20 protein-coding genes are annotated in these 25,555 nt (G+C 72.0%); 10 read left to right on the top strand and 10 right to left on the bottom strand.

The annotated features are described in order from the left end of the window. Positions 1–22: 22 nt before the first annotated feature. From ACZ32T_RS29765 to ACZ32T_RS29745, 5 genes are all read left to right on the top strand, one after another. Positions 23–1,498 carry a 3' terminal RNA ribose 2'-O-methyltransferase Hen1 gene (locus ACZ32T_RS29765; RefSeq protein WP_467267901.1) on the top strand — a complete coding sequence of 492 codons (1,476 nt, stop codon included), beginning with the start codon at positions 23–25 and terminating at the stop codon, positions 1,496–1,498. Next, the gene (locus ACZ32T_RS29760; RefSeq protein WP_467267899.1) at positions 1,495–4,068 is read left to right on the top strand and encodes a polynucleotide kinase-phosphatase; all 2,574 of its coding nucleotides are present in this window, start codon (positions 1,495–1,497) and stop codon (positions 4,066–4,068) included. The genes ACZ32T_RS29765 and ACZ32T_RS29760 overlap by 4 nt, the downstream gene beginning before the upstream one ends. A gap of 76 nt (positions 4,069–4,144) precedes the next feature. After that, positions 4,145–5,377: an arginine deiminase gene (locus ACZ32T_RS29755; RefSeq protein ID WP_467267898.1), complete on the top strand. Its 1,233-nt coding sequence runs from the start codon at positions 4,145–4,147 to the stop codon at positions 5,375–5,377. 121 nt (positions 5,378–5,498) lie between these two features. Further along, positions 5,499–6,515, top strand: a complete 1,017-nt coding sequence (gene argF, locus ACZ32T_RS29750) for an ornithine carbamoyltransferase (protein ID WP_467267896.1) — start codon at positions 5,499–5,501, stop codon at positions 6,513–6,515. Between the two features lie 175 nt (positions 6,516–6,690). Continuing rightward, positions 6,691–8,169: an amino acid permease gene (locus ACZ32T_RS29745; protein WP_467370046.1), complete on the top strand. Its 1,479-nt coding sequence runs from the start codon at positions 6,691–6,693 to the stop codon at positions 8,167–8,169. On the opposite strand, the gene ACZ32T_RS29740 is transcribed toward ACZ32T_RS29745, so the two are convergent. Next, on the bottom strand, positions 8,117–8,575 hold the full coding sequence (locus ACZ32T_RS29740) for an ATP-binding protein (protein WP_467370044.1): 459 nt from the start codon (positions 8,573–8,575) through the stop codon (positions 8,117–8,119). The genes ACZ32T_RS29745 and ACZ32T_RS29740 overlap by 53 nt on opposite strands. Positions 8,576–8,861: 286 nt before the next feature. Between ACZ32T_RS29740 and ACZ32T_RS29735 the strand changes: the two genes are divergently transcribed. Next, positions 8,862–9,689, top strand: a complete 828-nt coding sequence (locus ACZ32T_RS29735; protein ID WP_467370042.1) for an enoyl-CoA hydratase family protein — start codon at positions 8,862–8,864, stop codon at positions 9,687–9,689. 4 nt (positions 9,690–9,693) lie between these two features. Beyond that, a complete protein-coding gene (locus ACZ32T_RS29730; RefSeq protein ID WP_467370040.1) occupies positions 9,694–12,036 on the top strand; it encodes a bifunctional salicylyl-CoA 5-hydroxylase/oxidoreductase in 2,343 nt (780 codons plus the stop codon). On the opposite strand, the gene ACZ32T_RS29725 is transcribed toward ACZ32T_RS29730, so the two are convergent. The 4 genes from ACZ32T_RS29725 to ACZ32T_RS29710 all read right to left on the bottom strand — a co-directional run bounded on the left by ACZ32T_RS29725 (position 12,023) and on the right by ACZ32T_RS29710 (position 15,795). Next, positions 12,023–12,481, bottom strand: coding sequence for a hypothetical protein (locus ACZ32T_RS29725; RefSeq protein ID WP_467267890.1), 459 nt, complete (start codon positions 12,479–12,481; stop codon positions 12,023–12,025). The genes ACZ32T_RS29730 and ACZ32T_RS29725 overlap by 14 nt on opposite strands. Then, positions 12,478–13,299 carry a GNAT family N-acetyltransferase gene (locus ACZ32T_RS29720; RefSeq protein ID WP_467370038.1) on the bottom strand — a complete coding sequence of 274 codons (822 nt, stop codon included), beginning with the start codon at positions 13,297–13,299 and terminating at the stop codon, positions 12,478–12,480. Before ACZ32T_RS29720 ends, ACZ32T_RS29725 begins: the two co-directional genes overlap by 4 nt. A 62-nt stretch (positions 13,300–13,361) precedes the next feature. Further along, positions 13,362–14,174, bottom strand: a complete 813-nt coding sequence (locus ACZ32T_RS29715) for a PaaX family transcriptional regulator (protein WP_467370036.1) — start codon at positions 14,172–14,174, stop codon at positions 13,362–13,364. A gap of 4 nt (positions 14,175–14,178) precedes the next feature. Then, positions 14,179–15,795, bottom strand: coding sequence for an AMP-binding protein (locus ACZ32T_RS29710; RefSeq protein ID WP_467370034.1), 1,617 nt, complete (start codon positions 15,793–15,795; stop codon positions 14,179–14,181). A 120-nt stretch (positions 15,796–15,915) separates the two neighbouring features. Here ACZ32T_RS29710 and ACZ32T_RS29705 point away from each other — a divergent pair, with 120 nt between their 5' ends. Then, the gene (locus ACZ32T_RS29705) at positions 15,916–17,028 is read left to right on the top strand and encodes an acyl-CoA dehydrogenase family protein (RefSeq protein WP_467267882.1); all 1,113 of its coding nucleotides are present in this window, start codon (positions 15,916–15,918) and stop codon (positions 17,026–17,028) included. A gap of 172 nt (positions 17,029–17,200) precedes the next feature. Next, a complete protein-coding gene (locus ACZ32T_RS29700) occupies positions 17,201–17,602 on the top strand; it encodes a RidA family protein (RefSeq protein WP_467267880.1) in 402 nt (133 codons plus the stop codon). Between the two features lie 64 nt (positions 17,603–17,666). Here ACZ32T_RS29700 and ACZ32T_RS29695 read toward each other — a convergent pair whose 3' ends face one another. From ACZ32T_RS29695 to ACZ32T_RS29675, 5 genes are read right to left on the bottom strand one after another with little or no spacing between them, the layout of a single operon-like run. Then, complete coding sequence (locus ACZ32T_RS29695) at positions 17,667–18,800, bottom strand: FAD-dependent monooxygenase (protein ID WP_467370032.1); 1,134 nt, start codon at positions 18,798–18,800, stop codon at positions 17,667–17,669. 52 nt (positions 18,801–18,852) lie between these two features. Further along, positions 18,853–19,422, bottom strand: coding sequence for a GTP-binding protein (locus ACZ32T_RS29690; RefSeq protein WP_356710519.1), 570 nt, complete (start codon positions 19,420–19,422; stop codon positions 18,853–18,855). 6 nt (positions 19,423–19,428) lie between these two features. Beyond that, positions 19,429–19,845 (bottom strand): DUF742 domain-containing protein, encoded by a 417-nt coding sequence (locus ACZ32T_RS29685; protein WP_467370030.1) that lies wholly within the window; start codon positions 19,843–19,845, stop codon positions 19,429–19,431. After that, on the bottom strand, positions 19,842–20,279 hold the full coding sequence (locus tag ACZ32T_RS29680) for a roadblock/LC7 domain-containing protein (RefSeq protein ID WP_145808438.1): 438 nt from the start codon (positions 20,277–20,279) through the stop codon (positions 19,842–19,844). Before ACZ32T_RS29680 ends, ACZ32T_RS29685 begins: the two co-directional genes overlap by 4 nt. Further along, complete coding sequence (locus ACZ32T_RS29675) at positions 20,276–23,089, bottom strand: sensor histidine kinase (protein WP_467267872.1); 2,814 nt, start codon at positions 23,087–23,089, stop codon at positions 20,276–20,278. The genes ACZ32T_RS29680 and ACZ32T_RS29675 overlap by 4 nt, the downstream gene beginning before the upstream one ends. A 691-nt stretch (positions 23,090–23,780) precedes the next feature. On the opposite strand from ACZ32T_RS29675, the gene ACZ32T_RS29670 reads away from it, so the two are divergent. Then, on the top strand, positions 23,781–25,555 hold a 1,775-nt coding region (locus tag ACZ32T_RS29670), incomplete at its 3' end, for a proton-conducting transporter transmembrane domain-containing protein (RefSeq protein WP_467370027.1).

Below are 25,555 nucleotides of genomic sequence, written 5' to 3'. Positions count from 1 at the left end.
TCGCCGGACCATACTCGGACGCGTGTTCCTGACTATCAGTACGACCGGCACCCCTGAGCGTCCCGCCACCGATCTGGGATACCTGCTGCACAAGCATCCCGACAAGGCGCAGACGTTCTCCACCTCGCACGGGACCGCGCACGTCTTCTACCCCGAGGCGTCCGGTGAGCGCTGCACCGCCGCCCTGCTGCTCGAAGTGGATCCGGTGGCGCTGGTGAGGCGCGGGAAGGGCAAGGGCCGGGGCGGAGCCCCCGACGCGGCACTCGCGCAGTACGTCAACGACCGTCCGTACGCGGCGTCTTCGCTGCTCTCGGTCGCGATGACGACGGTGTTCAAGTCCGCGCTGAGCGGGGCGTGCCGGGCGATGCCCGAACGGGCCGAGCAGCCGATGCCGTTGCGGATCGAGGTGCCCGCGCTGCCCGCACGCGGTGGCGCCGAGCTGGTGCACAAGCTCTTCGCGCCGCTCGGCTGGACACGGGTGGAGGCAGCGGCCGTACCGCTGGACGAGCAGTTCCCGGAGTGGGGCGACTCGCGCTACGTACGGCTGGTGCTGGAGGGGGAGCTGCGGCTCGCGGACGCCTTGCGCCAGCTGTATGTGCTGCTCCCGGTGCTCGACGACGCCAAGCACTACTGGGTGGCGCCCGACGAGGTGGACAAGCTGCTCCGTGCCGGGGAGGGCTGGCTGGCCGGCCACCCCGAGCAGAAGCTGATCACCAGCCGCTACCTCTCCCGTCGCTGGGGGCTCACCCGGCAGGCGATGGAGCGGCTGGAGCTGGTGCGGCTGGCGGAGTCGGACGACCTCGAGGTGGAGAGCGTCGACAACGCGGTGGACGAGACGACCGACACGGAGGAGAAGCCGGTGCCGCTGGCGGAGCAGCGACGCGCGGCGGTCCTGGATACGCTCGGCGCGGCAGGGGCGACCCGCGTGCTCGACCTCGGCTGCGGGCAGGGCCAGTTGGTGCAGGCGCTGCTCAAGGACGCGCGCTTCACGGAGATCGTCGGGGTCGACGTGTCGATGCGTGCCCTGACCGTCGCCGCACGCCGGCTGAAGCTGGACCGCATGGGCGAGCGGCAGGCCGGGCGGGTCACCCTCCGCCAGGGCGCGCTCACCTACACCGACAAGCAGCTGAAGGGGTACGACGCCGCGGTGCTGAGCGAGGTGATCGAGCATCTCGACCTGCCGCGGCTCCCCGCCCTGGAGTACGCGGTGTTCGGCTCCGCACGGCCGCGCACCGTGCTGGTGACGACGCCCAACGTCGAGTACAACGTCCGCTGGGAGACGCTCCCCGCCGGGCACGTACGCCACGGCGACCACCGCTTCGAGTGGACCAGGGAGGAATTCCGGGACTGGGCGGAGCAGGTGGCCGGGCGCCACGGCTACACGGTGACGTTCGTGCCCGTGGGCCCGGAGGACCCCGAGGTGGGGCCTCCCACACAGATGGCCGTGTTCACGATGACCTCGGCCCAGGAGCCGACGAAGGAGGCGAAGGCCGCATGACCAGTACCTCATCCACGTTGCCGGTGACCGATCTGTCCCTCGTCGTCCTCGTGGGCGCCAGCGGGTCGGGCAAGTCCACCTTCGCCCGCAAGCACTTCAAGCCGACCGAGATCCTCTCCTCCGATTTCTGCCGGGGCCTCGTCGCCGACGACGAGAACGACCAGAGCGCCAGCCGCGACGCCTTCGACGTGCTCCACTACATCGCGGGCAAGCGCCTCGCCGCCGGCCGGCTCACCGTCGTGGACGCGACCAACGTCCAGCCCGAGAGCCGTAAACAGCTCGTCCAGCTGGCCCGGCAGTACGACGTGCTGCCCATCGCCGTCGTGCTCGACCTGCCGGAGGAGGTCTGCCAGGCCCGTAACGCCTCCCGGCCCGACCGCGCCTCCATGCCCCGCCATGTCGTGCAGCGCCACCGCCGTGAGCTGCGCCGGTCGCTGCGCGGACTGGAGCGCGAGGGCTTTCGCAAGGTGCACATCCTGCGGACCGAGGAGGAGGCCGACACCGCCGAAGTCGTCCTGGAGCGCCGCTACAACGACCTTCGGCACCTCACCGGCCCCTTCGACGTCATCGGCGACATCCACGGCTGCAGCTCCGAGCTGGACACCCTCCTCGGCAAGCTGGGATACAAGGACGGCACGCACCCCGAGGGGCGTACCGCCGTGTTCGTGGGTGACCTCGTCGACCGGGGGCCCGACAGCCCGGGGGTGCTGCGCCGCGTCATGTCCATGGTGGCGTCGGGCGACGCGCTGTGCGTGCCCGGCAACCACGAGAACAAGCTGGGGCGTTACCTCAAGGGGCGCAAGGTCCAGCACAGCCACGGTCTCGCCGAGACGGTCGAGCAGCTGGAGCGGGAGGACGCCGAGCACCCCGAGTTCCGCGGACAGGTCGTGGAGTTCATCGACGGACTCGTCAGCCACTACGTCCTGGACGGGGGCAAGCTGGTCGTCTGCCACGCGGGACTGCCCGAGAAGTACCACGGCCGCACCTCCGGGCGGGTCCGTTCGCACGCGCTGTACGGGGACACGACCGGCGAGACCGACGAGTTCGGTCTGCCCGTGCGCTATCCGTGGGCGGAGGAGTACCGGGGCAGCGCCGCGGTGGTCTACGGCCACACGCCCGTGCCCACCGCCTCCTGGGTGAACAACACCCTGTGCCTGGACACCGGGGCGGTCTTCGGCGGGAAGATGACCGCGCTGCGCTGGCCGGAGCGCGAGATCGTCGACGTACCGGCCGAGCGCGTCTGGTACGAGCCGGTGAAGCCGCTGACCACCGAGGCCCCCGGAGGCCGGGACGGCCGGCCGCTCGACCTCGCCGACGTACAGGGCCGCCGCATCGTGGAGACGCGGCACATGGGCCGCGTCGCGGTGCGTGAGGAGAACGCCGCGGCGGCACTCGAAGTCATGAGCCGCTTCGCCGTCGACCCCAGGCTGCTGGCCTACCTCCCGCCGACCATGGCCCCGACGGCGACCTCGCGCGAGGAGGGTTTCCTGGAGCACCCGGCCGAGGCCTTCGCGCAGTACCGCGCGGACGGCGTCGCCAGGGTCGTCTGCGAGGAGAAGCACATGGGCTCGCGCGCCGTGGCGCTGGTCTGCCGCGACGCCGAGACCGCCCGCGAGCGCTTCGGCACGGGGGACGTCCCGGACGCCCCCGGCGGTGGGGGAGGTCCCACCGGCGCCCTGTACACCCGCACCGGGCGGCCGTTCCTGGACGACACCGCACTCACCGAGGTCATCCTCGGCCGGCTCCGCGCCGCCGTCACCGCCGCCGGGCTCTGGGAGGAGTGGAACACCGACTGGGTGGTGCTCGACGCCGAGCTGATGCCCTGGTCCCTCAAGGCGGCCGGGCTGCTGCGCTCGCAGTACGCGGCGGTGGGCGCGGCCGCCGGCGCCGCCCTGCCCGTGGCCGAGGAGGCCCTGGCCGCGGCGGCCGCCCGCGGTGTCGACGTCGGCGCCCTGGCCGGCCGCCAGCGGGAGCGCGCCGAGGACGCCTCCGCGTTCACGGAGGCGTACCGCCGCTACTGCTGGAGCACCGAAGGGCTCGACGGCGTCCGGCTCGCACCGTTCCAGATCCTCGCGGTGCAGGGCCGCTCGCTCGCCTCCGTGCCGCACGACGAGCAGCTGGCGTGGCTGGACCGCCTCGTCGAGCACGACCCGACCGGCCTTCTCCAGGTCACCCGGCGCCTCGTCGTCGACACGGGTGACGAGGCCTCTGTGCGCTCCGGCATCGACTGGTGGCTGGAGATGACCGGCCGCGGCGGCGAGGGCATGGTCGTCAAGCCGCTCGGCGCCCTCGTCCGGGACGGGAAGGGCAGGCTCGTCCAGCCGGGCATCAAGGTGCGCGGCCGGGAGTACCTGCGGATCATCTACGGCCCCGAGTACACGCGACCGGAGAATCTGGAGAGGCTGCGCTCCCGGTTCCTCGGCCACAAGCGGTCGCTGGCCCTGCGGGAGTACGCCCTCGGGCTGGAGGCCCTCGACCGGTTGGCCGACGGCGAGCCGCTGTGGCGGATCCACGAGGCGGTCTTCGCCGTGCTGGCCCTGGAGTCGGAGCCGGTCGACCCCAGGCTGTAGGTGCCGCGGGACGGGCGACCGGAATCGGGTGGTGGTTCGCGGGGTGAACGGCGCTCCGCGCGGTGAGGATGAAGGCATGGGATTCCATGTCGATTCCGAGGCCGGGCGGCTGCGCCGCGTCATCCTGCACCGCCCCGATCTGGAGCTGAAGCGGCTCACACCCAGCAACAAGGACGCGCTCCTCTTCGACGACGTGCTGTGGGTGCGCCGCGCCAGGGAGGAGCACGACGGTCTGGCCGATGTGCTGCGCGACCGGGGGGTGGAGGTGCATCTCTTCGGGAAGCTGCTCCGGGAGTCCCTCGACATCCCGGTGGCGAGGAGGCTCGTCCTGGACCGGGTCTTCGCCGAGAAGGAGTACGGTCCGCTCGCGACCGAGCACCTGCGCGCCGCTTTCGAGGAGCTGCCCTCGGGGGAGCTGGCGGAGGCACTGGTCGGCGGGATGACGAAGCGGGAGTTCCTGGAACGGCACAACGAGCCGACCTCGGTCCGCTTCCACGTCATGGATCTGGACGACTTCCTGCTCAGCCCCCTGCCCAACCACATCTTCACCCGCGACACCTCCGCCTGGATCTACGACGGTGTGTCCATCAACGCGATGCGCTGGCCGGCGAGACAGCGCGAGACCGTGCACTTCGAGGCGATCTACCAGCACCACCCCCTCTTCACCGGCCCCGAGGCAGGCGTCTTCCACCACTGGTCACAGGGCCAGGAGGACTACCCGTCCACCATCGAGGGCGGCGACGTCCTGGTCATCGGACGGGGCGCCGTCCTGATCGGGATGAGTGAGCGCACCACCCCCCAGGCCGTGGAGATGCTGGCCAGGGGGCTCTTCGACGCCGGGTCGGCCCGGACGATCGTGGCACTCGACATGCCCAAGCGGCGGGCGTTCATGCACCTCGACACGGTGATGACCATGGTCGACGGGGACACGTTCACCAAGTACGCCGGGCTCGGCATGCTGCGCTCGTACACGATCGAGCCCGGTGCCGGCCCACGTGAGCTGAAGGTCACCGACCACCCCCCGGAGCACATGCACCGTGCCATCGCCGCCGCGCTCGGCCTCGACGGCATCCGGGTGCTCACCGCCACCCAGGACGTGCACGCCGCCGAGCGGGAGCAGTGGGACGACGGCTGCAACGTGCTGGCCGTGGAGCCCGGGGTCGTCGTCGCGTACGAGCGCAACGCGACCACCAACACGTATCTGCGCAAGGAAGGCATCGAGGTCATCGAGATCCGGGGCAGCGAGCTGGGGCGGGGCAGAGGCGGTCCCCGCTGTATGAGCTGCCCCGTGGTGCGCGATCCGGTGTGAGGCGGGGCCGGAGGCGCGGAGCGTGGGGAGGCGCGGTGCCCCTGTATAGCAATGCGGTTGCTCGTATACACTTCCAGGACGTCCGTCCGTATGCCCTCAGCCCGACCCAGGAGCAGTCACCATGGCCATAGACCTCACAGGCCGCCATTTCCTCAAGGAGCTGGACTTCACGGCCGAGGAGTTCCGCGGTCTGATCGCCCTGTCCGCCGAGCTCAAGGCCGCCAAGAAGGCGGGCGGCGAGGTGCAGCGGCTGCGTGGCAGGAACATCGCGCTGATCTTCGAGAAGACCTCGACGCGCACCCGCTGCGCCTTCGAGGTGGCAGCCGCCGACCAGGGCGCGTCCACGACGTACCTCGACCCCTCCGGCTCCCAGATGGGGCACAAGGAGTCGGTCAAGGACACCGCCCGGGTGCTCGGCCGGATGTTCGACGCGATCGAATACCGGGGTGACAGCCAGCGGGCCGTCGAGGAACTGGCGGCGTACGGCGGTGTGCCCGTCTTCAACGGGCTCACCGACGACTGGCACCCCACCCAGATGCTCGCCGACGTCCTCACGATGACCGAGCACAGCGCGAAGCCCCTGGAGGAGATCACCTTCGCCTACCTGGGCGACGCCCGCTTCAACATGGGCAACTCCTACCTGATCACCGGGGCCCTGCTCGGTATGGACGTGCGAATCGTCGCCCCCGCCGCCTACTGGCCGGTGCCGGAGATCGTGGACCGGGCCCACGAGCTCGCGAAGTCCAGCGGGGCGCGCATCACCCTCACCGAGGACGTCACTGAGGGCGTCCTGGGCGCCGACTTCGTCGTCACCGACGTCTGGGTCTCCATGGGGGAGCCCAAGGAGGTCTGGGGCGAGCGCATCGCGGCGCTCTCGCCGTACGCGGTGACCATGGACGTCCTGCGCGCCACGGGCAACGACGACGTGAAGTTCATGCACTGCCTCCCCGCCTACCACGACCTCGGCACGGAGGTCGCGAGGGAGATCCACGAGCGGCACGGCCTCTCCGAGCTGGAGGTCACCGACGAGGTCTTCGAGTCCTCCCACTCGGTCGTCTTCGACGAGGCCGAGAACCGGATGCACACGATCAAGGCGGTCCTCGTCGCGACGCTGGCAGGCGGCACGCACACCGCATGAACATGCACCCGATTGGGTGAACATGCGAACAAGTGGCTACGATAGTGGTACTTGGTGGGGTTCGGGCTCGCACGCCCGAGCCCCTTTTCATGTGCCCGTCAGCGCGCGTGCCCAGGCGCGAGCCTCCCCACAGGCTCATTCCCCCGCACCACCAGAGAAGAGACCCCGTCCCCCCATGAGTCCCGCCTCCTCCACCCCGCAGAGCCCCCCGCGCAGGACAGGGGCACGCGTCAAGAGCCCCGAACTGCTGCTCGCCGAGTCCGGAGCCGACCTGGAAGGACACGGCCTGCGGCGCACCATGGGCCTGTTCCAGCTCGTCTGCTTCGGTGTCGGGGCGATCGTCGGTACCGGGATCTTCGTCGGGCTGTCCGACAGCGTCGCCGAGGCCGGCCCCGCCGTGGTGATCTCGTTCGTCCTCGCCGCCGTGACCTGCATCTTCACCGCCTTCTCGTTCGCCGAGCTCGGTGGCGCCATTCCGGTCTCCGGCAGCTCCTACTCCTTCGCCTACGCCACCCTCGGGGAGCGGGTCGCGTTCCTCGTCGGCTGGTGCCTGCTGCTGGAGTACGGCGTCTCGGTCTCCGCCGTAGCGGTCGGGTGGAGCCAGTACGTCAACGAGCTGCTGGACAGCCTCATCGGCTGGAACCTCCCCGAGGCGCTCTCCTCCGGTCCCGGCGACGGTGGTGTGATCAACCTGCCGGCGGTCGTCGTGGTCATGATGGCGGCCACCCTGCTGGTGCGCGGCATCAGGGAGAGCGCGGGCGCCACGGCGGCGATGGCGGTGCTGAAGATCGGCATTCTCATCGCGTTCTGCGTGATCGCCTTCACCGCGTTCCAGGACGGACACCTCTCGCCGTTCGCCTCGCACGGCATGGCCGGGATCACCGCCGGCGCGTCGGTGGCGTTCTTCTCGTACATCGGCTTCGACGCGATCACGACCGCCGGTGAAGAGGTCAGGAACCCCCGCCGGAACATTCCGATCGCGATCATGATCTGCATCGGCGTGGTCACGCTGCTCTACTGCGCGGTCGCCCTTGGTGCCATCGGCGCACTCGGCGCGGACGCCGTCTCCGACAAGCCGGCCGCGCTCTCGCTGGTCGTGGACAAAGTCACCGAATCGAGCGTCGGCGGTGGGATCATCGCCTTCGGCGCGGTCGTCGCGATCGCGTCGGTCGTCCTCGCGGTGATGTACGGCCAGACCCGCATCCTGATGTCGATGTCCCGCGACGGGCTGATCCCCCGGGTCTTCGAGCGGGTGTCGCCCAAGACCCGTACGCCGGTCGCCAACACCTGGATCGTGGCCGTCGTCTTCGCTGTCCCCGCCGCGTTCTCGTCCCTGGACGTCGTCGTGAACCTGACGACCATCGGCACACTCGCCACCATGGCGGTGGTCAATGTCGCCGTCATCGCGCTGCGCCGCCGCAACCCGGAGCTGAAGCGTTCCTTCCGGGTGCCGCTCTACCCCGTCAGCCCGGTCCTGGGTGTCGGCTTCTGCGTGTACCTCATGTACGGGACGGGCTGGACGACCTGGGTGCAGTTCGTGGTCTTCCTCGCGGTGGGAGCCCTGGTGTACGCGGGATACGGACGCAGCCGCTCCCGGCTCGTCAGCCCCGGGGAGCCGGGGGACCGGGCGGAACGGGACCCGGCGACAGGGTGAACCAGACCGCCTTGCCGTGCTCGGTGGGGCGGTGACCGCAGGACGAGCTGAGGGCGCGGATCAGGAGCAGTCCCCGGCCGTGCTCCTGCCACGGGTCCGGCGCGGAGCCGGGCAGCAGGCGGGACAGGTCGCCGGGCGGCCCCGGGTCGTGGTCGTGCACCTCCACCTGGCAGCCGGACGCCAGGAGCTCGACCACCAGCTCGATGGGCCCCGAGCCGTCGGTGTGCTCCACGGCGTTGGCGACCAGTTCCGCGGTCAGCAGCTCGGCGGTGTCGCTGTCCGCGGGCGCGTCGAGGTCCGCCAGCGCCGTTCGGACGAGGGCGCGGGCGATCGGCACGGCGGCCGTCGAGTGCGGCAGGGCGATCCGCCAGGACGGGGGCGGGGGCGCGGGGGCGTCGGGCGGCAAGGCGGGAGTTTCCGTTCGGGAGCGGGACTTCCGGCGGGGGAGCTTCGTTCCGGGGCGACTGCGTCCGGGAGGCGTCCTCCGGCGCCGGAGGGTACGGGGGTCCGCACCAGGACTTCCTGCGCTCAACCATACGAAGCACGACGCCGCAGACATAGAGCCGGTCGACCATGACAAAGGGGACGTTCGCCACAGGACCGCTCTATCGCGTACTCCTGACGGTAGTCACAGATCAGTGATAGCTTCGAAGTGCATCACCATCGGCCCGACGGCTGGAGGGGAACCTTCCATGAGCCCGTTCACCGGCTCCGCCCCGCGCACGGAGCGCTGGGAGCATCTGCGCCTCACCACGGACGACGGTGTGGCGACCGTGACGCTCGCCCGTCCCGAGAAGCTCAACGCGCTCACCTTCGGCGCCTACGCCGACCTGCGGGACCTTCTTGCCGAGCTCTCCCGCGAACGCTCCGTGCGGGCCCTCGTGCTCGCCGGGGAGGGGCGCGGCTTCTGCTCGGGCGGTGACGTCGACGAGATCATCGGCGCCACGCTCGCCATGGACACGGCGCAGCTCCTGGACTTCAACCGGATGACCGGGCAGGTCGTACGGGCCCTCCGTGAGTGTCCCTTTCCCGTCATCGCCGCCGTCCACGGAGTGGCCGCCGGAGCCGGTGCGGTCCTCGCCCTGGCCGCCGACTTCCGGGTGGCCGCCCCGTCCGCACGCTTCGCCTTCCTCTTCACCGCCGTCGGCCTGTCCGGTGGCGACATGGGCGCCGCCTATCTCCTGCCCCGGGTCGTCGGGCTGGGCCACGCCACCCGCATCCTCATGCTCGGTGAACCGGTCCGCGCCCCCGAGGCCGAGCGCATCGGGCTGATCAGCGAGCTGACCGGCGAAGGGGAGGCCGACGCCCGCGCCGCCGCCCTGGCCAGGCGGCTCGCCGACGGGCCGGCCCTCGCCCTCGCCCAGACGAAGGCGCTGCTCACCGCCGAGCTCGACATGCCGCTCGCCGCCGCCGTGGAGATGGACGCCGCCACCCAGGCCCTCCTGATGAACGGCGAGGACTACGCGGAGTTCCACGCCGCCTTCACCGAGAAGCGTCCGCCGAAGTGGCGGGGCAGGTAGCGCCATGTCCTCCTCCGGCACGGGGCGCATAGCGGTCATCGGCGGCGGACCCGGCGGGCTCTACGCCGCCGCCCTCCTGAAGCGGCTGGACCCCGGCCGCGAGATCACCGTGTGGGAGCGCAACGGCCCCGACGACACCTTCGGCTTCGGCGTGGTCCTCTCCGACGAGACGCTCGGCGGCATCGAGCACGCCGACCCCGTCGTGTTCCGGGCGCTCAGCGACGCCTTCGTCCGCTGGGACCGCATCGACGTCGTGCACCGGGGCACCACCCTGACCTCGGACGGCCACGGCTTCGCCGCACTGGGCCGACGCACGCTCCTGCGGATCCTGCAGGAGCGCTGCGCGTCCCTCGGCGTACGGCTCCGCTTCCGGACCGAGGCGCCGCCCGCCGCCGAGCTCGCCGCCCGTCACGACCTGGTCATCGCCGCCGACGGGGTGCACAGCGCCACCCGCGAGGCCCACGCCCGTCACTTCCGCCCCACCGTCGCCGGCCACCGCAACCGCTACATCTGGCTCGCCGCCGACTTTGCCTTCGACGCCTTCCGCTTCGTGATCGCCGAGACCGAGTACGGCGTGATGCAGCTGCACGCCTACCCGTTTTCCCGCCCGTCGCCCGACCACCACCCCTTGACGAGGCACTCCGGGCCGCCGCCGAGTGAATCCGGGGCCTCGACCGTCATCGTCGAGATGCGCGAAGAGGTCTGGCGGGCCGCCGGCCTCGACACCTGCGACACCGCCCGGTCGGCCGAGCACTGCGCCAAGGTCTTCGCCGAGGCCCTCGGCGGCCGGCCGCTGCGCTCCAACAAGTCCTCGTGGCTCACCTTCGCCACCGTCACCAACGCGCACTGGTCGCACGGCAACACGGTCCTGCTCGGCGACGCCGCACACACCGCCCACTTCTCCATCGGCTCCGGCACCAAGCTCGCCGTCGAGGACGCCCTCGCCCTGGCCGCCTGCGTCGGGGAACAGCCCGACCTGCCCACCGCCCTGGCCGCGTACGAGGCCGAGCGCCGCCCCGTCGTCCTGTCCACCCAGCGCGCCGCCGCGGCCAGTCTCCGCTGGTTCGAGGAACTCCCGCAGTACGTGGACCAGCCGCCCCTGCGGTTCGCCTTCAACCTCCTCACCCGAAGCCGCCGCGTCACCCACGACAACCTGCGGCTGCGCGACCCCGCCTTCACCCAGGCGGTCGAGGACGAGTTCGGCTGCCCGCCCGGCACCCCGCCGATGTTCACCCCGCTGCGGCTGCGCGGCCTCGAACTCCGTAACCGTGTCGTCGTCTCGCCCATGGACATGTACTCCGCGGTCGACGGGCTGCCCGGCGACTTCCACCTCGTCCACCTCGGCGGCCGTGCGCTCGGCGGCGCCGGTCTCGTCATGACCGAGATGGTCTGCGTGAGCCCCGAGGGCCGCATCACGCCGGGCTGCACCGGCCTCTGGACCGACGAACAGGCCGACGCCTGGGCGAGGATCACGCGATTCGTGCACGACTCCGCCCCCGGCGCCGCGATCGGCGTCCAGCTGGGCCACTCCGGCCGCAAGGGATCCACCCAGCTGATGTGGGAGGGTATCGACCAGCCGCTGGACGAAGGGAACTGGCCGCTCAGCGCCGCCTCGCCCCTCCCGTACGCGCAGGGCGTCAACCAGATCCCGCAGGAGCTCGACCGAGCCGGGATGGACGCGGTCAGGGACCGGTTCGCCGAGGCCGCCCGACGGGCCGCCCGCTGCGGCTTCGACCTCCTCGAACTGCACTGCGCCCACGGCTACCTGCTCTCAGGCTTCCTCTCCCCGCTCACCAACCTGCGCACCGACGCCTACGGCGGGACCCTGGACAACCGGCTCCGCTTCCCCCTGGAGGTCTTCGACGCGGTCCGCGCCGCCTGGCCCCACGACCGGCCCATGAGCGTACGGATCTCCGCCACGGACTGGGCGCAGGGCGGCACGAGCGACGAGGACTCCGTGACGGCCGCCCGCGCCTTCGCTGCCCACGGCGCGGACGCCGTCGACGTCTCCACGGGCCAGGTCGTCTCCGACGAACGCCCCGAGTACGGCCGTTCCTACCAGACCCCGTACGCCGACCGGATCCGCAACGCCCTGGACGTGCCCGTCATCGCCGTCGGCGCCATCTCCTCCTGGGACGACGTCAACTCGCTGCTGCTCGCCGGCCGGGCCGACCTCTGCGCCCTGGCCCGCCCCCACCTGTACGACCCGCACTGGACGCTGCACGCGGCGGCCGAGCAGGGCTACACGGGACCGGGTGTCTCCTGGCCGCTGCCGTACCGCGCGGGCAGCCGGACCCCGCCGACCGGCCGCACCGACGGCCCGAAACCCCGGCTCACGCTGGACTGAGGGTCAGGCACTCGTGACAGCGGCACGGGTCGGGGTGCGGCAGGGCCCAGTGTGTGGTGCGGTACTCGACGGACAGCCGGCCGAGCAGGGACGCGAGCTCCTCGGCGTCCTGACGGGACGTCCGCCGGCCGTCCACGCCCGCCTCCTCGCACAGCCGCAGCACCGCCGGGCTGTGGACCTGCACGGCCCGGAAGGTGTGCAGATTGCGGGTCGACATGTCGACCGAGATGTACGTGCCGGTATGGCGGCCGCGCCCGATCGTGGTCAGCTGCTCGTGGCCCGTGCCCGCGTAGGTCTCAATCACATACACCTTGGAGCCGCCCCGGTAGGACTTGGTCCCGGGCCTCAACTCCTGGCCGCCCTCGCCGTACCGCCGCCACCGCACGACGTTCGCAGCGATGAGCCATGCCTGCCCGGCCGGTGTCTCCCCGGCCCCGGCCGTCATTCCGGCTCCGCGGTGATGAGCAGCCGGTCGCCGACGGCCTCGTAACCGATGCGCCGGTACACGCCGTTGCTCGTCGGATTCGTGAGGTCGGTGAAGAGCAGCACCTCCCCTGCCCCCGCCTCCCGTGCCGCGCGGCTGACCTCCGCGGTCACCGCCGCCGCGTATCCCCGGCCGCGGTGCTCCGGCGGCGTGTAGACGTTCGCCACCCGCACCGTGTCCGCGACCATGCGTGAGACGCCCGCCACCGAGACCGGTTCCCCGCCGGTCTCCCAGAGCGTCAGCCCGCCGTGCGCGGTGCGTTCGTCCACGATCCGTTCCACCCGGTCGCCCGACTGGCCGGTCTCCTCACCGAAGGCGCGGATCCAGTCGACCAGCAGCGTCCGGTCGGCCGTGGTCGCTGTCCTGGGCCGGCCCGCGGGCGCGGGGGACGGCGCCACCAACGTGCCCAGCCGGTACAGCCGGTGCTCCTCGTCGACGCGGTGGCGCGGCCACCGGGCGGCCAGGATCCGGGCGGTGTCACGGTCCGCGTCGACACCGGGGAGCGGCAGAGCGTCGGCCAGCGGACCGAGCGCCGCCGGATCCACCGTGCCCAGGATCGGCACCAAGGGCGGTGTGCGAACCAGCGCCCCGGCCACCTCCCCGCCCGCCCCGCGCCACCATCCCAGCACCGGCGGCTCGGTGCCGTACGCGTGCGGCCCGCTCACCCTCAGGGTGGCGGTGACGGTCAGCAGCAGGGTGTTCTCGACGGGGCGGGCGGCCAGGGACGCTCCGGCCGCGGCCAGGAAGGCGTCCACATCATCGGTGAAGGTCCAGGGCATTACCTCATCCTGGCGGGTCCCACGGCCTCGGGTCATCTTGATTTCGCGGGTGGATCAGGGCTCTACCCGACGAACCGGGCGCCTGCGTCCCGCAGTTGCGCGTGCAGCAGCCCGAACACCTCCGCCGAGCGCCCGCCCGGCCAGTCCTTCGGCAGCAGCTCCCCGGGCAGCCCCGGGTCGGCGTACGGCAACTGCCGCCAGGAGTCCAGCGCGCGGAGGTAGTCCCGGTAGGCCTCCTCCGGGTCCGGGGCTTCTCCGCCGGCCCGTGCCTGCCAGGAACGCAGCACCGGCTCCTGCCGTTCCAGGAAGTCCAGGTGGAGCCGGGCGATCGCGTCCAGGTCCCACCAGCGCGCCACCGCCTCCGCCGTGGCGGCGAATCCGAGGTGTTCCCCGCGGAACAGATCGACGTACGGGGCGAGTCCGAGGCGCTCCAGCGTGTGCCGGGTCTCCTCGTACAGACCGGCGGGCGCGATCCACACCCCGGGTGCCGCCGTGCCGAAGCCGAGCCGGCCGAGGCGGGAGCGCAGCAGGTGGCGCTTGTGGCGCTCGGCCTCCGGTACGGAGAAGACGGCCAGCACCCAGCCGTCGCCGGGCAGGGGCGCCGGCCGCCGGTAGATCCGCCGGTCGCCGTTGTCCAACAGCTGTCGGGCGTCGGACGACAGGGCGTATCCGGCCGTGCCGTCCGCCGTGCGGGCGGGGGCGAGCAGCCCCCGGCGCTTGAGGCGGGACACGGACGAGCGCACGGACGGGGCGTCGACCCCGACCGCGTGCAGCAGCCGGATCAGCTCGGACACCGCCAGCGGCGCGTTGCCGGGGCGACGGCCGTACGCGCCGTAGAGGCTGACGATCAGGGAACGGGGAGTGTGCTCGGCCACGTGATCACTCTAGAGCGGTGCCGCGCAGCAGGAAGCGCTGGAGCTTGCCCGTCGCGGTCCTCGGGAGCGCGGGCAGGAATGCGATGGCGCGCGGGCACTTGTGCGGTGCCAGCTCGGCCTTCATGTGCGCGCGCAGACCGTCGGCCGACAGCAGCGCGCCCTCGCGCGGCACGACGTACGCGGCCACGATCTGTCCGCGCAGATCGTCGTCCCGGCCCACCACCGCGGCCTCGGCCACGCCGGGGTGGCGCAGGAGGGCCTCTTCGACCTCGGGACCGGCGATGTTGTACCCGGCGGAGATGATCATGTCGTCGGCGCGGGCGACGTAGCGGAAGTAGCCGTCGGGCTCGCGGACGTAGGTGTCGCCGGTGATGTTCCAGCCGTGGCGTACGTACGCCCGCTGACGTTCGTCGGCGAGGTACCGGCAGCCGACCGGGCCGCGCACGGCCAGCAGGCCCGGTTCGCCGTCGGGCAGCTCCTCGCCGTCGTCGTCCACCACCCGCGCCTGCCAGCCGGGCACGGGGACGCCGGTGGTGCCGGGCCGGATGGCGCCGTCGGCGGCGGAGATGAAGATGTGCAGCAGCTCGGTGGCCCCGATGCCGTTGATGATGCGCAGCCCCGTCCGTTCGTACCAGGACTCCCAGGTCGCGGCGGGGAGGTTCTCCCCGGCCGACACGCAGCGGCGCAGCGCGGACAGGTCGTGGCCGTCGAGCGCGTCGAGCATCACGCGGTACGCGGTCGGCGCGGTGAACAGGACGGAGACGTGGTGTTCGGCGAGCGCGGGCAGCAGCTGTCTGGGACCGGCCTGTTCCAGCAGCAGGGCACAGGCACCGGCCCGCAGCGGGAAGACGACCAGGCCGCCGAGTCCGAAGGTGAAGCCGAGCGGCGGGCTGCCCGCGAACACGTCGTCGGGTTCCGGCCTCAGGACGTGGCGGGCGAAGGTGTCGGCGACGGCCAGCACGTCGCGGTGGGCGTGCATGCAGCCCTTGGGCCGCCCGGTGGTGCCCGAGGTGAAGGCGATGAGCGCGATGTCGTCGGCGGCGGTGTCCACCGCCGGGCAGGGCCCCTGCCGGGCGGCCGCGAGCGCCGTCAGGTCGTCGGGGGAGCCGCCTCCGTACGTCGTGACGCGCAGCCCGGGCACCCCGGCCGCGGCCAGGTCGTCGACGGACCTGATGTCGCAGAGGGCGTGGCCGACACGGGCGAGGGAGCAGATGGTGGCGAGCTCCGACGCCCGCTGCTGCGCCAGCACCGTCACCGCGACCGCGCCGGCTTTCGTCACGGCGAGCCAGCAGGCCGCGAGCCAGGGCGAGGTGGGGCCGCGCAGCAGCACGCGGTTGCCCGGTACGACGCCGAGATCGTGCGTCAGCACCAGGGCGATGCGGTCCACCCGGTCCCGCAGCTCCCCGTAGCTCCAGACGCCTCCGTCGGCGCTCCTGAAGGCCGGGCGGTCGGGGCCGAAGCGTTCGACGGTGCGGTCGAGCAGCTCGTACCCGCAGTTCAGCCGGGCCGGGTAGGCCAGTTCGGGGAGGTCGAAGACCAGCTCGGGCCAGTCCTCGGCGGGTGGGAGGTGGTCGCGCGCGAAGGTGTCGGTGTGCGCGCTGGCGGTACCTGACGGCTTCATGAAGCATCGCTCCCTGATCCGGCCTGACCCGAACGAAAGACCCTGGTCGCCCTTGGAGCGTATCGTTTGAGTGACGGTAGTCAATGGTCCGCGATAAGTCGTGACAAGAGAGGCGCCGGTATGACGGCATTCTCCCTCGATCCCGGTCGAACCGCCTGGTGCGACGAGCTGTACACCCTCGCCCGCGACGAGCTGCGCCCCCTCGCGGAGAAGGGCGGGCCCGGCCATGTCAACCGCCCGCTCGTCGCCGCCCTCGGGGGACTGGGGCTCCTGGACAGGCTCCTCGACTCGGGAGCGCTCGACCTCTGCCTGCTGCGCGAATCGCTGGCCCGCGGCTGCACGGAGGCCGAGACCGCGCTCGCGCTCCAGGGACTCGGAGCCGGCCCGGTCCGTCTCGCGGGGACCGAGGACCAGCGCGCGCGGTGGCTCCCCGAGGTGCGCGCCGGACGCGCCGTCGCCGCCTTCGCGCTCAGCGAGCCGGGCGCCGGATCCGACGCGGCGGCGCTGGCCCTCGCCGCACAGCCGGACCGCGGCGGCTGGCGGCTCACCGGCGAGAAGTGCTGGATCTCCAACGCCCCCGAGGCCGACTTCTACACCGTCTTCGCGCGGACGGGCGAGGGCGCCGGAGCCCGCGGTGTCACCGCGTTCCTCGTCCCCGCCGACCGCCCCGGACTCACCGGGACGCCCCTGGAGATGCTCTCGCCTCACCCCATCGGGGCACTGGACTTCGACGGCGTCCCGGTGACCGCCGACGACGTGCTCGGTGAGCCGGGCCGGGGGTTCCGGGTCGCCATGGACACCCTGAACCTCTTCCGGCCCAGTGTCGGAGCGTTCGCCGTGGGCATGGCCCGTGCCGCGCTCGACGCGACCCTGGCGCACACTGCGGACCGCACCGCCTTCGGAGCACCGCTCAAGGACCTCCAGGCGGTCTCGCACCAGGTCGCCGAGATGGCCACCCGCACCGAGGCCGCCCGGCTCCTGGTCTACGCGGCGGCGGCCGCCCACGACGCGGGCGAGCCGGGTGTGCCCCGGCGCGCCGCCATGGCCAAGCTGTACGCCACCGAGACCGCGCAGTACGTCGTCGACGCGGCCGTCCAGCTGCACGGCGCCCGCGCCCTGCGCCGGGGCCATCTGCTCGAACACCTCTACCGGGAGGTCCGCGCGCCCCGGATCTACGAGGGGGCCACCGAGGTGCAGCGCACCATCATCGCCAAGGAGCTGTACGCGACCTAGGGCCTCTCGTTTGGATCATGCCGGGCTCGCGAGGCCTGGCACGCACATCTGCGGCGTTGTCGTCAATCAACAACGCTCCGCGTTGCCTCAATCCTCCGTCTTGCAGCTGCACGCACCAGACCCCGCTCCCTGATCCGGCCTGATCCAAACGAGAGACCCAGGAGACGCCCGCATGAATCCGATCACCCGGATCAACCCCGCCGAACTGGCCCCGCCCACCGGCTTCTCGCACGCGGTCACGGCCGCCGGAGGCCGCCTGGTCTTCCTGGCCGGCCAGACCGCGCTGGACGGCGCCGGAAAGATCGTCGGCTCCACCCTGCCCGAGCAGTTCGAGACGGCCCTGGGCAATCTGCTCACCGCCCTGCGTGCCGCGGGCGGCGCCCCGACCGCCCTGGCGAGGGTCACCGTCTACGCCACCGATGTCGCCGCCTACCGCACCCACGCCCCGGAACTGGGCGAGATCTGGCGGCGGCTGGCGGGGCGTGAGTACCCGGCCATGGCCGTCGTCGGCACGGCCCGGCTCTGGGACGAGCAGGCCATGGTCGAGCTCGACGGCATCGCGGTGCTGGACTGAGGCAGCACGCGCGCAGGGGGCGGTGCGACCGGCCGCACCGCCCCCTGCCGCCGCGAGGCACGGATCAGTACGGCTTGACCAGCACGTGGGCGGCGCCCGGCATACCGACCTTCAGGAGTTCGTCCTCCTCCGGTGTCGTCGCACTGCCCGTCTCCTCCTTCAGGAGGGCACGCGAGAGGTTCTGCACGAACATCGCGCGTGAACGGCGGCGGTCCTCCCAGGCGGCGAGGGCCGCCGCGACGTCGTCCTCCGCGTCCAGCGACCGGGCCAGGACCAGGGCGTCCTCCACCGCCATCGCCGCGCCCTGCGCCAGGTTCGGCGTGCTCGCGTGCGCGGCGTCACCGGCGATGACGACCCGGCCGACGTGCCAGGGCGCGTCCACCGTGACCTGCGATATGCGCGAGTACACGACCCCGTCCGCGGCCGTGACCGAGGCCAGCGCCTCGGCGACGGGCCCGCCGAACCCGGCGAGGCGCTCCTTCAGCTGCTCGTGTGCCCGCGCGGGGTCGGGACGGAAGTCCGGCTCCTCGGCGGTCACGGCGGCCAGGTACATCAGCTCGTCCGTGATCGGTGTGAGCAGTGCCTTGGTCGACGACCGGCCCGCGCTCACCACGACCCCCTGGACCTCGGGCAGACGGCCGACGGTGACCCGCCAGTTGGCGAAGCCGGTGTACTCGGGGGTGAAGCGGTCGCCGTACAGCCGGGTCCGCAGCGGCGAGCCGATGCCGTCGAAGCCGACGACGAGGTCCCAGCGGGCGGAGGAACCGTCGGACAGGGTCACCTCGACACCGGCGCCGTCGTCGGTCAGCTCGCTGATCGTCGTACCGAAGCGGACCGGCACCCCGGCGGCCGCGGTGGCCGCGCCCAGCACCTCGGCCAGGGCGGGGCGCGGGATGCCGTTGCCGGCGGGGGCGCCGTCCATGCGGGGCTGCGGGATCTTGGCGAGCGTGGCGCCGGCCGGGTCGCAGATGGTCAGCACCTCCCACGCGAAGCCGGCCGCCACACAGGCGTCGAGCACGCCGATCTCACGCATGACGTGCAGGGCGTTCGACGGCTGGATGATGCCGACGCCGAGTGCGTCCAGCTCGTCGCGGAGTTCGACGACCTCGACCGTGTGCCCGCTCCGGGCGAGTGCGACGGCAAGGGTGAGTCCGCCGATGCCGCCGCCGTGTACCAGTACACGCAGGGGTGTTGCCATCTGAGATCTCCAGGCGGGAAAGGGAGGGAAAGAGGGAGAGGGAGGAGGGCGGTCAGCCGACGGCCACGGGAAGGCTCATCAGGTGGTCGACCAGAGCGAGCAGCACGTCCCGGCCGAAGGTCCGCTCCCGGACGTCGCCGATCATGAGCGGGACGTGCGGGTCCAGGTCCAGGGCCGCCCGGATCTCCTCCGTGGTGCGGGTGTTGTGGCCGTGGAAGCAGTTGATCGCCACCACGAAGGGGATGTCCCGGCTCTCGAAGAAGTCGATCGAGGCGAAACTCGTCTCGATCCGGCGGGTGTCGGCGATGACGACTCCGCCGAGCGCGCCGCTGACCAGGTCGTTCCACATGAACCAGAAGCGTTCCTGGCCCGGTGTGCCGAAGAGGTAGACCACCAGCTCCGGACTGACCGTGATCCGGCCGAAGTCCAGTGCCACCGTGGTGGTGTCCTTCTGGCTGACGCCGGCGAGGCTGTCCACGCCGACGCTCGCCTGGGTGAGGTATTCCTCGGTGCGCAGCGGCGTCACCTCGCTGACGGCGCCCACCAGCGTGGTCTTGCCGACGCCGAAGCCACCGGCTATGAGGATCTTGACGGCGGAAGGCGCCGTCGGACTGGTTGTCATATCGGTTCAGAGTCTCCGGAGTCCGTCTCGTACTGCGGCGAGCAGGCCCATGTCCGCCCCGCCGGACGCCCGCGCCACCGACAGGGGGGCGCGGGCCAGCAGCAATCCCTGGGCCACCAGATCGGCCAGCAGGATCTTGGTGACCGAGACCGGCAGATCGAGGCCGGCGGAGACCTCGGCCACCGCTGCCGGCCGGCGGCAGCGGTCCAGGATCATGCGGTGCTCCGGCTGGAGCCGGCCCGCTCGCAGGGGTGCGCCGTGCTCGTCCAGCGCCTCCCCGGCGGTCGTGAGCACGGTGATGAGGCTGAAGTCGTCCCGCTCGGGGGCGGTCCGGCCACGGGTGATCGTGTAGGGGCGCACCATGGTGCTCGCGCCGTCCTCGGTCTCAGGCTCGTCCTCCCCTCCGTACCGGTAGGGGGTCACACCCGCTGCCCGTCCCCGGTGCCGAAGGCGTCGAAGTCACCGCGGGCCGGCGCGGTGAGCTTCTGGCCGACCTGCTGCACCAGGTTGTGCATCGCCAGCGACATCACCTCGGCGTCCACCTCCTGGGAGGCGACCACGGCGAGGTGGGTGCCCTGGCCGGCGGCGATGATGAAGAGCCAGAGGTCGGCCAGCTCGACGATCACCTGGTGGACCGATCCGCCGTCGAACAACTGGCCGACACCGCGGGCGAGACTCTGCTGGCCGGTGCATATCGCGGCGAGCCGTTCCGCGTCGGCGCGCTCGATGGTGCGTGAGTGGCTCACCACCAGCCCGTCGTCGGACAGCAGTACGGCGTTCAGTGTCTCGGCGACCGAGTCCACCAGACCGTCGAGCAGCCAGTCCAGGTCCTGGAGGGTGGCCGTTGTGCGTGTCATGACCGTTCTTCTCTCGTAGGGGAGGGGGCGGCGGGGGCGGGGCCCTGCGGCTCCTCCGCCGCACGTGCCGCGCGCGAGCGCCGCTGGAATGCCCCGATCGCCGCACCGGCCCGCCGGGGGACGGGGCGGAGCAGCGGGTTCTCGTCCCAGCTCGGGGGCTTGGGCGTGGCCGTCCGGGCGGCTGGGTCCACCCGGAGCTCGTCCACCAGGCTGGCCTGGCGAACGCGGCGGGGGAGCGGGGGCTCCCCGCCCGCCGGCGCGGGGGCCGGCTGCTCCGCCGGGCCCGCGGGAAGGGCCGGGGGCCCGGAACGGTCGGGCGCACCGTAGGAGTGCGGGCCGGTGGTGCCGTCCCCCGCCGGACAGGGCTGCGCGTAGGACGGCTCGGGCGCCGCGTACGGGTCCTCCACCGGCTCCGCGTAGGTGTGACCGGGCACGGGATACTGGCCCGCGGCCGTCATGTACTGCTGTTCCTGGGCCGCGTAGGGCTGTCCGGCGCCGGAGTACGGACTGTCCGCCTCGGCGTACGGCTGACCGGGCACGGAGTACGAGCCGTCGGTGTACGCGTGCCCGGGCGCGGGGTACGAGCCGGCCGCGTACGGCTGGTCCGCCCCGGGGTACGGCGTGTGGGCCGGCCCGTCCGGCGGGAAGGGCTGTCCGGGCACGGGGAACGGGTCATCGGCCCCGGCGTACGGCTGTCCGGCCCCGGCGTACGGCTGCTCGGAAGCAGGCTGTTCGTCTTCGGCGGGCCGCGATCTGGCGGTGTGGTCGGCCAGGGCCGTGACCCCGGCCATCGCCCGGCCCTGCACCCGGGTCGGCAGCGCGCCGGGAGCCGCGGGCGCGGCGGCCGGGGAGTGCTCCGCCGCCGGTGGAGCGGTGGCGGCCGTGGGTACGCCGACGGGCCCTGAGCCGGGCTCGGGCACGGTCAGCTCGTCCGGGACGAGGACGACCACGCGGGTGCCGCCGAAGGCGGACGGCCGGAACTCGACCCTCAGCCCGTGCTGGTCCGCGAGGCGCGAGATCACGTAGAGGCCGAGCCGGATGTCCTCCGCGTGGGCCAGCACGTCCATCCGCGGCGGACGGCTCATCAGCTCGTTCGCGTCGGCCAGCTGTTGCTCGTCCATGCCCAGGCCGCGGTCCTCGACCTCGATGGCCAGGCCCCGGCTCACCTTCGCCGCGCGGACCTCGACCGGGCTGGGCGGCCGGGAGAAGGTCAACGCGTTCTCGATCAGCTCCGCCAGGACGTGGGAGACCGGACCCACGGCCCGTTCGGCCAGCCACGGAGCACCGTCGAGGTCCAGCACCACCCTGCGGTAGTCCTGCACCTCGCCCTGGGCCGAGCGCATGACGTCCAGCAGCGGGACCGGCTTGCGCCAGCGGCGGTGCGGCGAGCCGCCCGCGAGGATCACCAGGTTCTCCTCGTAACGGCGCAGACGCGCCGTCAGGTGGTCGAGGTCGAAGAGACCGTCGAGCACCTCGGGGTCCTCGTGCTTGCGCTCCAGCTCGTCCAGCTTCTTGAGCTGCTGGCCGATCAGCTGCTGCGTACGGCGCGCGATGCGCTGCAGCAGCCGCTCGAAGCCACGGTGCTGGTCCGCTTGCCGGACGGCCGCCTGGAGGGCGCTGGTGCGGGCCTGGTTGAGCGCGCCGCCGAGCCGGGTGAGTTCGTCACCGCCCCCGTCCGGTGCGTCGATCGCGCGGGCCTCGGCCTCGACATCGATCTTCTCCCCCTGGGCCAGCCGCTCGACGACGTCCGGCAGCGCCTTCTCCAGCTCCTCGGCCCGTTCCTGGAGTCCGGAGATGCGCCGGCGCAGGTTACGGGTGAGGCGCCAGGTGGTCCAGACGACCGCGACGACCGCGAGCAGACCGATCACCGAGGTGAGGACCATCTTGAGCAGCAGGGACATGACCGTGTCCTTGCCGGTCACCACCACGGCGTCGGTGCGCTTCTCCAGCATCTCGACCAGCTGGGGGGTGACACCGTCCATGGCCTCGCGCCAGGTCTCCTCCTCGGCCTCGAGCTCGACGAAGCCGGACCGGTCGGCCTCCGCGGGGCGCAGGACCTGTTCCTCGACCTGGGTCTTGGCCTTCCAGGCGGAGCTCTCGGTCAGCTCCTTCCACCGGGCCTGTTCGTCCTCGGGGAGATACGGGACCACCTTGGTGCCGGCCTGGAAGGACTGGCCGGAGACCGCGTTCCGGAGCTCCTGGAGGTCCTCCGTGCCGAGCTTGCCCTCGGGCCAGCCGCGCGTGAGGATCGCGTCCGAGCGGGAGATCATCTCCTTGGCCCAGAACAGGTCCACGAGAGGCTGGCCCAGGGTGGTCACCTCGCCGTTGTCCACATGGCTGAGGGCCGAGAACAGCTCCAGGTCCACGGCGATCAGGTCGGTGTAGTAGTCGTAGACGACCGCCTGCTGGTCGCTGTCGCCCTCGTCGACGAGGGTGCGCTGGGCGGGCAGTTGGCTGATGGCCTCCCGCGCCCTGCCGACGGCGTCCAGCACCTCGTCGGGTGCGTCGTCCGCGCTCACGTCCGAGAGCGACTCGAAGGTCCTGATCGCCTTGTCGGTGAGCGTGCGCTGCTGCTTCAGCGCCGTTCCGGAGTCACCGGGCCGGGCCAGCGCCTCCGCGCTGAGCCGGCGTTCCTCCTGCAGGTTGTAGTACACGATGTTGGACGGTTGGCCTGCTTTCTCGGCCAAGAGTCCCTGGGCTGCCTGGCGCTGGAAGTCCAGGAAGGTCTGACCACTGGTGACGGCCCACAGGGCCCCCAGTGCGACTCCGGGGACGATCGCCAGTACGAGAAGGGCCGTCCGCAACGACATGGGTGCCGAGTCGGTCCGCCGTGACGCGCGCGTGCGCAGGGGATGCTCCTTGACGATGATGCCAGCCGGTGACTGGTCAAATACGTTGAGAACTTGGACACATGGATATTAGCCACAGTGCAAAAGAGAAGAAAAAGTGGCCTCACATGTGCAACACAGGACACGCACCGGAAGCACACGCTCGCCCGCCGAAGCATCGGGAATGCCGGTCCCGTCCCGGTAGCGGTATGCGCGCTCCGGGGCGAGCCTGAGGGTGCGCGTATACGTTCTCCGGCGCACCCAGGAGGCGACGGCGATGACCGGCGGACCGTCCCCGTGCCCCGTGCGGAGGTCTTCCGACGGCGAAGGTCTCACGGTCGGTGACGGCCCGCCCCGCCGCCCGCAGGTCGCCGGAGGCGGCCGGGGTCTGCCCGGCGAGGTGCCCGACGAGCCGCGCCATCTGCCGATCGAGGCCGACCGGGTGCTGCGGAACGGGCGGGGCGCCGGAGCGGAAGCGTCGGAAAGGTCCCACGTCATACCGTGTGACCGCGGGCGGACAGGGCAGACGCCGTCCTGTGACGACAGCGGGGCGAGTACCGACCACAGCCGCCGACCGTAAGCAGCGGGCCGACCGCCGCGCGGCGCGCCGGACGGGTGAACCGGGCCGGGGGATATATCTGTATTCGGTGCCCTTTGTTCCGGACCGCCTGTCGTGATCGCACTCGTCCTCAGCCATTTCGCACTCGCGGCGTGCTCCGTGCCGCTCGTGCGGCGGCTCGGCAGATACGCCTTCCTCGTGCTCGCGCTGCCCCCGGCGGCCACCACGGTGTGGGCGGCCACCGAGTGGGGCGGCACGGAAGCGGGCCGGGCGGTCACCTGGTCATGGGAGTGGATCAGCACCTACGACGTGTCCGTCGCCCTTCGCCTGGACGCGCTCGCCGAACTGATGGTGCTGCTCGCGGCCGGGGTGGGCACGCTCGTCCTGCTGTACTGCGCGTACTACTTCACCGACGACTCACCCCAACTGGCGCCCTTCGCCGGGAACCTGCTGGCCTTCGCCGGTGCCATGCTCGCCCTCGTCCTCGCGGACGACCTGATCTCGCTCTACGTGTTCTGGGAACTGACCACGGTCTTCTCGTACCTGCTGATCGGTCACACCAGCCAACGCAAACAGAACCGCCGCTCCGCCCTCCAGGCACTGACGGTCACCACCATGGGCGGCCTGGCCATGCTGGTCGGCTTTCTGATCCTCGGCGAGGCGGCGGGCACCTACCGGATCTCCGCGCTCGTCGCCGAACCGCCGGAGCCGACCCTCGCCGTGTCCGTCGCCCTCGTCCTCGTGCTGTGCGGGGCCCTCTCCAAGTCGGCGATCTGGCCGTTCAGCCTCTGGCTGCCGAACGCCATGGCCGCGCCCACGCCCGTCAGTGCCTACCTGCACGCCGCGGCCATGGTGAAGGCCGGCGTCTACCTGGTGGCACGGCTCGCGCCCGGCTTCGCGGACGTCCCCGTCTGGCGGCCGGTCGTCCTGGTCCTGGGGGGAGCGACGATGCTCCTCGGCGCCTGGCGCGCCCTGCGCCTGAACGACCTGAAGCTCGTCCTCGCCTACGGCACGGTCAGCCAGCTCGGCTTCCTCGTCGTGCTCGCCGGGGCGGGGAACCGGAACGCCGCGCTCGCGGCCGTCGCGATGATCCTGGGGCACGCCCTGTTCAAGGCGGCGCTGTTCCTCGTCACCGGCATCGTGGACCACGCGGCCGGCTCCCGGGACCTGCGGCGGCTCTCCGGCCTCGGCCGCACCATGCCGTACGTCTGCGGGGTCGCGGTGCTCGCCGCCGCGTCCATGGCGGCCCTGCCGCCGTTCCTCGGGTTCGCGGCCAAGGAGGCCGCCTTCGACGCGCTGCTGCACGGTGACACCGCCGACCGCTGGGTGCTGGCCGTCACCGTCGTGGGCTCCGTACTGACCGTCGCGTACACCCTGCGCTTCCTCTGGGGTGCGTTCGCCCGTAAGCCGGGTGTCCCCGACACCCCCGCCCACCGCGTCGGCGCCGGCCTCCTGGCTCCGCCCGCCGTCCTCGCCGTCGCCGGGCTGGTGCTCGGCCCCGGCGTCGGATGGACGGACCGTCTGTTCGCCGCGTACGCCGACACCTTCCCCGCCCCCGCGCACCCCTACCATCTCGCGCTCTGGCACGGCTTCGGGACTGTCCTGCTGCTGTCCGCCCTGACCTGGGCGGGCGGCGCGGTGCTCTTCGCGGGACGTACGACGGTCACCCGCTTCTCCCGCCGTGTCGCCTGGCCCACCGCGGACAGCGTGTTCGGGCACCTCCTGCTGGGCCTGGAGCGTGTCGCCCTCCAGGTCACCGGCTTCGTCCAGCGCGGCTCCCTCTCCGGCTACCTGGCCATCACGCTGCTGGTGATGCTCTTCGGCCAGCTGGCGGTCCTGGCCGTGGACCACCCCTGGGAAGGAGCGGTCGCCCCCCGGGTGTGGGACAC

Source organism: Streptomyces sp. NPDC023573, from assembly GCF_055559735.1.
This window is presented reverse-complemented; position numbering and strand designations above follow the sequence as displayed.